The following is an 8,063-nucleotide window of genomic DNA, read 5'->3' on the forward strand; positions in this document are numbered from 1 at the left end:
TCTAGCTTCGTCGGCAGCGTCAGATGTGTATAAAGAGACAGCCCCTGGAGTCCCCGGCTGGGGCTTCTTGAAGCGCTCCTTGAGGTTGGCGAAGAAGTTCTTCTCCTCCGCCGTCGGCGGCCCCTGACGCGGCGCATCAGGCGTCACGTGCTCGATGACGTCCTCGGGCAGGTCCTCCAGGAAGCGGGAGGGGGTCCGGGGCACTTCCTTGCCGCGCTTCACGCGGGTGACGGCGCGGGTGAGGTAGAGCAGCTCCTTGGCGCGGGTGATGCCCACGTAGCAGAGCCGGCGCTCCTCCTCGAGGTTCTGGGCCTCGCCCTGCATGCCGCCGTGGGGCATCAGGTCCTCCTCCATGCCGATGAAGAAGACGAGCCGGTACTCCAGGCCCTTGGAGGAGTGGATGGTCATCAGGGTGACGCGGCGGTTGCTGCCCGGGACGTCCTCCTCGTCCTCCTGCTTGTTGTCCAGGCTCAGCCGGTTCAGGTAGGTGAGCAGGCTGGCCTTGGGGCCCTCGCGCTTCTCGAAGCGCTCCAGGGAGTCGATGACGCCGTCCACGCCCTTGAGCTTCTTGTCCGCGCTGGTGGCGCTGGTGGCGTGCGCGCGCGTGGCGTCCCGGAAGCCGATCTCCTCCAGGAGCTTGCGCGTGGCCACGGCCAGCTGCCCGTGCTCGTACGCCGCGCGGTAGCGCTCGATGAGGTCCACGAACTCATGCACCTTGGCGCCCGCGCCCGGGGGCAAATCGTCGTACTCGGACGCCTTGCGCATCACCGTCCACAGCGTGACGCCCTCCGCGCGCGAGTGCGCGTGCAGCCGCTCCACCGTCACGTCGCCGATGCCGCGCGACGGGACGTTGATGATGCGCATGAGCGAGATTTCATCCAGCCGGTTCACGATGACCTTGAAGTACGCGATGACGTCCTTCACCTCGCGCCGGTCGAAGAACTCGCTGCCGCCCACCACCTCGTAGGCGATGTTCTTCTCGCGCAGCATCTCCTCGATGGGGTGCGACTGGCCGTTGGTCCGGTAGAGCACCGCGATGTCGTCCGCGGGCACGCCCAGCGAGATGTGCTTCTGGATTTCGTGCGCGACGAAGCGGGCCTCCTCCTCGTCATTGGGGCACGCCACCACCTTCACCTTGGGGCCCCCCTTGCGGTCGGTCCACATCTGCTTGGCCTTGCGCTCGGGGTTCTTGGCGATGACGGCGTTGGCCGCGTCCAGCACCATCTGCACGGAGCGGTAGTTCTGCTCCAGGCGCACCTCCTTCCCGCCCGGGAAGAAGTGGTCGAAGTGGAGGATGTTGCGCACCTCCGCGCCGCGCCACGAGTAGATGCACTGGTCGTCGTCCCCCACCGCGCACACGTTCTTGGACTGCCCCGCCATCAGCTTGAGCAGCTCCAGTTGGGCCAGGTTGGTGTCCTGGAACTCGTCCACCAGCAGGTAGCGGAAGCGGTGCGTGTACTTGAGGTACAGGTCCGAGTGCTCACGCAAGAGGCGCGTGGGGAGGATGAGCAGGTCGTCGAAGTCCACCGAGCCCTGCGCCTTCAGCGCCAGCTGGTAGTCCGGGTAGACCATGTGGGTGATGAGGTCGTAGTCGTCGCCGATGCCCTCGGGCTTGGGCTCGGGCGCCTGGCCGGAGTTCTTCGCCTTGGAGATGAGCCCCAGCACCTTGCGCGCGTCGAAGGCGCGGTCGTCGATGCGGTGCTCGCGCATGGCGCGGCGGATGATGGCCAGCTGGTCGCCCATGTCCGCGATGGCGAACTTCCTGGGCCACCCCAGCCGGTGGATGTCCTCGCGGAGCATCTCCGCGCCGAAGGCGTGGAAGGTGCACACGAGCACGCCCTGGGCGCGGGGCCCGGCCATGTGGACCAGGCGCTCCTTCATCTCCGAGGCCGCCTTGTTGGTGAAGGTGACGGCCAGGATGTTGCGAGCCAGGATGTGGTCTGGCCGCTCGTTGAGCAGGTGGACGATGCGGTGGGTGATGACGCGGGTCTTCCCGCTCCCAGCACCCGCGAGGACCAGCAAGGGACCCTGGAGGGTGACCACGGCCTCGCGCTGGGGAGGATTGAGCTTCGAGAGGTCCATTGCGCGCGGGGCGGGGATACCTTTTGATTCGGCCGTGCGCGACAACTTTCTCCCAGGCCTCACCCTCCTCCTGCTCGCGCTCGCCCCGGGTGTCGGGTGCACGAAAGCGGAGGGCACCGCCAACGAGGTGACGGCCTCCATCCCCGCCGCCAGTGCGCCCTGCGTGTACTTCAAGACGCTGGCACCGTTCCTGCCGGAGGAGCTGGAGGGCTTCACCGTCGCGCGCACCCAGGGCTCCACCGGCAAGTACGGCGAGGTGTCCGTGTCGGAGGCGGAGCGGCTGTTCACCCGAGGTGAGGGCCGCGAGGTGAAGGTGCGCATCGTGGACACCACGATGGGGCAGAAGATTGGTCAGGCCATCCGGGACGCGGCCGAGCGGGCCAAGGACCGGCCGGCGAGCGACCCGGCGGCGCCCATCCACTGGAAGGACGCGGTGGGCTTCGTGAGGTACGACGCGGAGGAGGCGCTGGCGGAGGCGAACCTGTTGGTGGGAGAGCGCTTCGTGGTGGCCGTCACCAGCCGGGGCTTTCCGGGCACGGTGGAGGTGCGGCGGGTGGCGCGAGGAATCGACCTGGCCGGGCTGGCCCGGCTTCAGTGAAGTCCGACAATGGGCAAGGAGTGTCCCGGGTGGTGAAGGAGAAAGGTACGCGGTCCGAAGCAGGAGACCTGCTCGCCGCGGAGAAGGCGGCGCGGGAGGTCGTGGCCTCGCTCGGCAAGAGGGAGTTCCTGGACCAGCTCCAGAAGCTCACCAAGAGCTACGCGTCGGACCCGGGCAACCCGGGCTCCTACGCGTGCGAGGGCTGTCAGCGCTGCGCCAACTGCATGTTCTGCAAGGACTGCGACAGCTGCTTCCAGTGCACGCACTGCACCCGGTGCGAGCTGTGCAACAACTGCTCGCACTGCGTGGAGTGCAAGAGCTGTCATGCATGCGCCTACTGCCTGCAGAGCGAGAACTGCACCACCAGCGCCTACCTGGTGATGTGCCGCAACCTGCAGGACTGCAACTACTGCTTCGGGTGCGTGGGCCTGGCGAAGAAGGACTTCCACATCCTCAACGTCCCCTTCCCCCGGACCGAGTACTTCAAGGTCGTGGGCAAGCTGCGCAAGGAGCTGGGGCTGCCGTAGTGCTCCTCCTCGCGGGTCCGGCCCGGCCCGCGTCAGAGCGCCCGGACGTAGAGCGCCTTGAGGTACTCCGTCTCCGGCAGGCCCGCGAGCACGGGGTGGTCCAGGCCCGCGCCCCGGCGCTCCAGAATCTGCACCGGGCGCTTCGCGTCCGCGGCGGCGCCCAGCAGCATCTCCTCGAAGCCCGCGCGGTCCAGCTTGCCCGAGCACGAGCAGGTGACGAGCACGCCGTCCGGCTTCAGGCACCGCAGCGCGCGCAGGTTCAGCTCGTGGTACGCGCGCAGCGCGGTCTCCAGGCCCTCGCGGCGCTTGGCGAGCCCGGGCGGGTCCAGGACAATGAAGTCGAAGCGGCGGCTCTGCGAGTCGAAGCGCTTGAGCACGTCGAAGGCGTTCGCGTGCTCCACGGTGACGTTGGTCCGGTTGTTGGCGCGGGCGTTGTCGCCGATGCGCGCGGCGGCCTTCTCGTCCTGCTCCACCGCGATGACGGACGTGCAGTTGCGGGCCAGGGAGAGCGCGAAGCCGCCGTGGTAGCTGAAGAGGTCCAGCGCCTCGCCGCGCGCCAGCTCTCCGGCGCGCAGGTGGTTGTCCACCTGGTCCAGGAACGCACCCGTCTTCATGTCGCCCAGCAGGTCCACGTCGAAGCGGTTGTCGCCCTCGTGGTACGTGAAGCGCGACTCGCCCTGGCCGTGCAGCCAGCGCGTCTCGCGCGGCAGGCCCTCAAAGTCGCGGCCGGAGGCGTCGTCGCGGCACACCACGTGGGTGGCGCCGGTGAGCTCCACCAGCATCTTCGCCAGTGACTCCTTGCGCGCGTCCATGCCCTCGGAGAGCGTCTGGAGGGTGAGGCCCTTGCCGTAGCGGTCCACGAAGAGGCCCGGCAGCAGGTCCGCCTCGCCGTGCACCAGGCGCAGGCCGTCACGCTTGGACAGCGAGGACCTTCGCGCGAGCGCGGCCTCCAGGCGCTTGCGGAAGAAGGCGTCGTTCACCTGCAGCTCGCGCGGGGGTGTGCGCGTCAGCAGGCGCAGCGCCAGCGGGGAGCGCCGCGCGTAGAGGGCCTGACCGATGGGGTTGCCCTGCGAGTCCACCACGAGCACCACCGCGCCGGGGCCCGTCACGTCGGGCGGGGCGGCCAGCTCGGTGCGGTACAGCCAGGGGTTTCCCGCGCGCAGGGACTTGGCGCCCTTGGGGCTCGTGCGTGCAACGGGAAGCGTCGGGGGGATGGCCATTCGCGTCACTCCAGGCCGCGCGCGGCCAGTTCCTCATCGTCCTCGCCGCGCAGATGCCCGATTTCGTGGAGCAATGTCACGCGAATCTGTTCGCGCAGCTCCGCCGGCGTGCGCACCGCCCGGGCCAGGTTGCGCCGGTAGAGCACCACCGAGCGGCACGGCGACTCCACTCCGTCGCAGGGCGCGCCCAGGGGCGGCCCCCGGAACAGGCCGAGAATCGTGGGCGACAGGGGCGGCTGGTTGGCGAGCAGGTCCACCTCGGCGGGCAGCTCCTCCGCGGTGACGGGGATGCCCTCCAGGTCGCTGCGCATGTCCGCGGGCAGCTCGGAGACGGCGCGGGCCACGTCCACGCGGAAGGTGTCCTCGGTGGGCAGGGGCGGCGTCGGGAAGTCGTCGGGCGCAAGCGCGCGCGCCTTGTCGAAGTGCGTCTGCGCCTGCTTCCACTTCCCTTCCCGCTCCAGCAACAGGCCCAGGTGCTGGTGCGCGTGCGCGGCGCGCTCCGCGTCGTCGACGAGCCCCTGGAAGGCGCGCTTCGCCTCGGAGAAGCGGCACAGCTCGAAGAGGGCCAGGGCCCGCTCGTAGAGGGCCTCTCGGCTGCCCGGCTCTCGCGCCAGGACGATGGCGGCTCGGGCGAGGGCCTCCTCCGCCTGGCCCAGGTCGTTGAAGGCCATGGCCGACACCAGCGCCAGGTGCGGGATGAGCTCCGGGGGAGTGCCGGGCTGGGACAGGCCGCGCTCGGCGTAGAGCGTGCCCAGCTCGTCGCGCTCGCGCGTGGAGGTCATCTGCACCGCGTACAGGTGGGCCGCGCCGAGCAGCGCGTCCGCGTCCCCGGGGTCGATGGCGAGCGCCCGGGCGAAGGCGAGCTGCGCGTCCGACTCGCGCCCCAGGGCGGCCAGCGCGACACCGCGCTCGGCGTGGGCCGAGGCCAGGTCCGGCTCCAGGGCCGCCGCCTGCGCCGCGCAGGACAGGGCCTCCTCGAAGCGCCCCGCGTCGTAGTAGCCCCGCGCCGCGTCCAACGGAGAGCCGCCCCGGGACTGGCACACCGCGAGGGGCTGCACGGGGCGCGGCGTGTCGCGGGGCTCGTCCGAGGGCGCGGCACTGGCTGGGGAGGCCTTCACCGCCGACACCTCGGGCGTTCCGGCGTCTCCCGTCTCCGGGGCCGAGGCGTTCCGCTTGCAGGCGGTGAGGAGGAGGCAGAGGGCGAGCAGACCGCGCCGCGACATGGGCCGCCACGCTACGGCATCACCCTAGGGGCCGGGAAGCAGGGACGTGCATGCTCGCTCGGCGGGCGGCGGCGCTCCCTCCCGCAGGCACCAGGGTGACGCCCCATGAGCCGCTGCGTCTGGCCCTCACCTCAAGTGCCCGTCGCGGGATGTCGGCGGCGCTTCCTGCCTCGGGTTCATGCGGCGTCGCTGCACGCCTCGGGACACCAGGGTGATGCCCCATGCGCCGCTGCGTCTGGCCCTCACCTTGAGTGCCCGTCGCGGGATGTCGGCGGCGCTCCCCTCCTCGGGTTCATCACGTTGGCGACTCATCAGCCTCTGGATTCGGGCCTCCACCTCCCGCGCCCGCCACTCGCTGATGAACGGGCTCGGCGTGCCCTGTTCTCTCGGCGGACGGCGGCGCGGGCCATCTCGGTGCACTAGGGTGGCGCCCCCATGAGACCCTTGATTCTGGCCTCCACCTCCAGTGCCCGCCGCTCGCTGATGGATGGGCTCGGCCTGCCCTACCGCGCCGTGAGCCCGGGCGTCGACGAGACGGTGGCCGCCCACCTTTCGGCCCGCGACGCCGTCCGGGAGCTGGCGGCTCGCAAGGCTCGCGCCGTGCACGCACGACACCCCGACGCGTGGGTGCTCGGCGCGGACCAACTGGTCGAAGTGGACGGACAGACGCTCACCAAGCCCATGGACCGAGACGCGGCGAGAGGCCAGCTCCAGAAGCTCCTCGGCCACACCCACGACATCCACACCGGCGTGTGCCTGGTGGGCCCGGGCGGGTCCATCGACGAGGCCGTGGAGACCGCGCGCCTGACGTTCCACGACGTCACGCCCGACGAGCTGGAGCGCTACCTGGACCTGAACGAGTGGGAGGGCTGCTGCGGCAGCTACCGCGTGGAGGGCGCGGGACAGGCGCTGCTGGCACGGCTCGACGGCGACCGCGCCAACGTGCAGGGCCTGCCCATGGTGACCGTGGTGCGACTGCTGCGACAGGCCGGCTTCACCTTCTTCGAGCGCGGCCAGCCCTAGCCTCACCCCGCGGCGGACAGCTCCGCGAGAATCTCCTGGTACGCCGCGCGGGCCTTGTCCGCCTGGTCCGCCTTGAAGCTGGCCGCGGCCACCACGGGATGCCCACCGCCCCCATACCGGCCGGCAATGGCGGACAGGTCATGCTGGCGCAGCTCCGGCTTCCACGGGTTGGAGCCGAGCGACACCTTCGCGCGCGACATCCCCCGCCCCACCCACAGCGTGTAGCGCGCGTCCGGATGGAGCGCGTACGCGATGAACTTGTTGAGGCTGTCCACGCCCTCGTCCACCAGGTCGAAGAAGACGACGCCCCGCTCGTAGCGGGCCCGCGAGCGCACCAGCTCGATGTTCGCCTGGTGGCGCGCGAGCAGCGGCGCCAGCGGCCCCGCGATGAGCGGCGAGGCGGCGATGTCCGCGAGCGACTCCGACTGCATGCGGCGGATGACCTCGGGGATGAGCGCCGGGTCCTTGTTCGCCTCCAGCACCGTCATGATGCGCAGCGCGGGCTCCTCCAGCGCCACCGCCATCTGCGGCGAGGGGAACTGCGCCCCGTCGATGAGCTCCGCCCAGTGGATGAGGTCCGAGAGCGCGGACGCGTCCCAGCCGAAGCGCTCGCGCGCCACGTCCGCCAGGTACTTCGTGCAACTCTTGCGGTGTGCGTCGTGGAATTTGCGCCCGCTCGAGTCCGCGCGGAAGTGCGCCTCGTCCCCGGGCTGCTGGAACGCGGAGGCATGGTGGTCGAACCACCACGTCAGCCGCGCGTCCTGGCTGTAGCGGAAGTCGACGATGACGTTCTCCTCGCCCGTGAAGACGGCCGGGTCGATGCCCTCCGCGCCCGGCTTGTGGTTCAGCCCCTGGTAGCGGAACGCCGCGTCCGCGCGGACGCGCTCCCGGTAGAAGCGGGTGAACACCGCGGCGCTCGCGGCGCCGTCGAAGCAGTTGTCGTGGAACAGGACCTGGACGTTCATGGCGGCGCCCGTTTACTGCAACGCGAGCCCCTCGCCCACCGCGGCGAAGGACTCCTGCCCGCCCGTGTCGCCCGGCTGTGCGTCACCCGACCCGGCGGCCACCACCGCGAGCCCCACCAGTCGACCATCCGGCAGCAGCCCGCAGCCCAGCGTGCCCCGCGCCCCCGCCGACGTGCTCAGCGTGTACAGCTTCGAGCGCGACCCCAGCGCCGCGGGCGACGCCGTGCGCGCCTCCTCGCCGGTGCCCACCGCGCTCAAGAGCCCCTGGCAGCCCGCCTCCAGCTTCACGCCCGTGGAGCGCTCCACCCAGAGGAAGCCGTAGCGCCCGCGCGCCAGGTCGCCAAAGCCCACGCCGCTGCCGTGAAGCGTCGCCGCGGGCAGCGGCAGGTGCGCGGCGAGCTGCTCCCGCGTCAGCCGCTCCCACC

General features: G+C 70.8%; 6 protein-coding genes and 1 pseudogene. 3 read left to right on the plus strand and 4 right to left on the minus strand.

Translation table 11 applies throughout. From position 1 onward, the window contains the following. Window positions 1-2,209: 2,209 nt before the first annotated feature. Both FL311_RS38315 and FL311_RS38320 read left to right on the plus strand, forming a co-directional pair. Complete coding sequence (locus tag FL311_RS38315) at window positions 2,210-2,680, plus strand: hypothetical protein (RefSeq protein WP_141332613.1); 471 nt, start codon at window positions 2,210-2,212, stop codon at window positions 2,678-2,680. Window positions 2,681-2,709: 29 nt separating this feature from the next. Then, the gene (locus FL311_RS38320; protein ID WP_194869545.1) at window positions 2,710-3,207 is read left to right on the plus strand and encodes a caib/baif family protein; all 498 of its coding nucleotides are present in this window, start codon (window positions 2,710-2,712) and stop codon (window positions 3,205-3,207) included. Window positions 3,208-3,239: 32 nt separating this feature from the next. On the opposite strand, the gene FL311_RS38325 is transcribed toward FL311_RS38320, so the two are convergent. Together FL311_RS38325 and FL311_RS38330 are read right to left on the minus strand one after the other, a co-directional pair. Beyond that, the gene (locus tag FL311_RS38325) at window positions 3,240-4,427 is read right to left on the minus strand and encodes a class I SAM-dependent rRNA methyltransferase (protein ID WP_141332609.1); all 1,188 of its coding nucleotides are present in this window, start codon (window positions 4,425-4,427) and stop codon (window positions 3,240-3,242) included. Window positions 4,428-4,432: 5 nt separating this feature from the next. Beyond that, window positions 4,433-5,650, minus strand: a complete 1,218-nt coding sequence (locus tag FL311_RS38330) for a metallopeptidase family protein (RefSeq protein WP_141332610.1) — start codon at window positions 5,648-5,650, stop codon at window positions 4,433-4,435. A gap of 435 nt (window positions 5,651-6,085) precedes the next feature. Between FL311_RS38330 and FL311_RS38335 the strand changes: the two genes are divergently transcribed. Further along, window positions 6,086-6,673 carry a nucleoside triphosphate pyrophosphatase gene (locus FL311_RS38335; protein ID WP_141332611.1) on the plus strand — a complete coding sequence of 196 codons (588 nt, stop codon included), beginning with the start codon at window positions 6,086-6,088 and terminating at the stop codon, window positions 6,671-6,673. Window positions 6,674-6,675: 2 nt separating this feature from the next. Here FL311_RS38335 and FL311_RS38340 read toward each other — a convergent pair whose 3' ends face one another. Next, a complete protein-coding gene (locus FL311_RS38340) occupies window positions 6,676-7,638 on the minus strand; it encodes a DHH family phosphoesterase (RefSeq protein ID WP_141332612.1) in 963 nt (320 codons plus the stop codon). A 12-nt stretch (window positions 7,639-7,650) separates the two neighbouring features. Continuing rightward, window positions 7,651-8,063, minus strand: a pseudogene (locus tag FL311_RS44490) (zinc ribbon domain-containing protein); the annotation flags it as partial.

Source organism: Myxococcus sp. AB025B, assembly GCF_006518215.1.
GTDB lineage: Bacteria > Myxococcota > Myxococcia > Myxococcales > Myxococcaceae > Myxococcus > Myxococcus fulvus.

Coding starts and splice junctions, on each gene's coding strand:
- FL311_RS38325 (WP_141332609.1), bottom strand. CDS start 4,427: ATGGCCATCCCCCCGACGCTTCCCGTTGCACGCACGAGCCCCAAGGGC.
- FL311_RS38330 (WP_141332610.1), bottom strand. CDS start 5,650: ATGTCGCGGCGCGGTCTGCTCGCCCTCTGCCTCCTCCTCACCGCCTGC.
- FL311_RS38340 (WP_141332612.1), bottom strand. CDS start 7,638: ATGAACGTCCAGGTCCTGTTCCACGACAACTGCTTCGACGGCGCCGCG.
- FL311_RS38335 (WP_141332611.1), top strand. CDS start 6,086: ATGAGACCCTTGATTCTGGCCTCCACCTCCAGTGCCCGCCGCTCGCTG.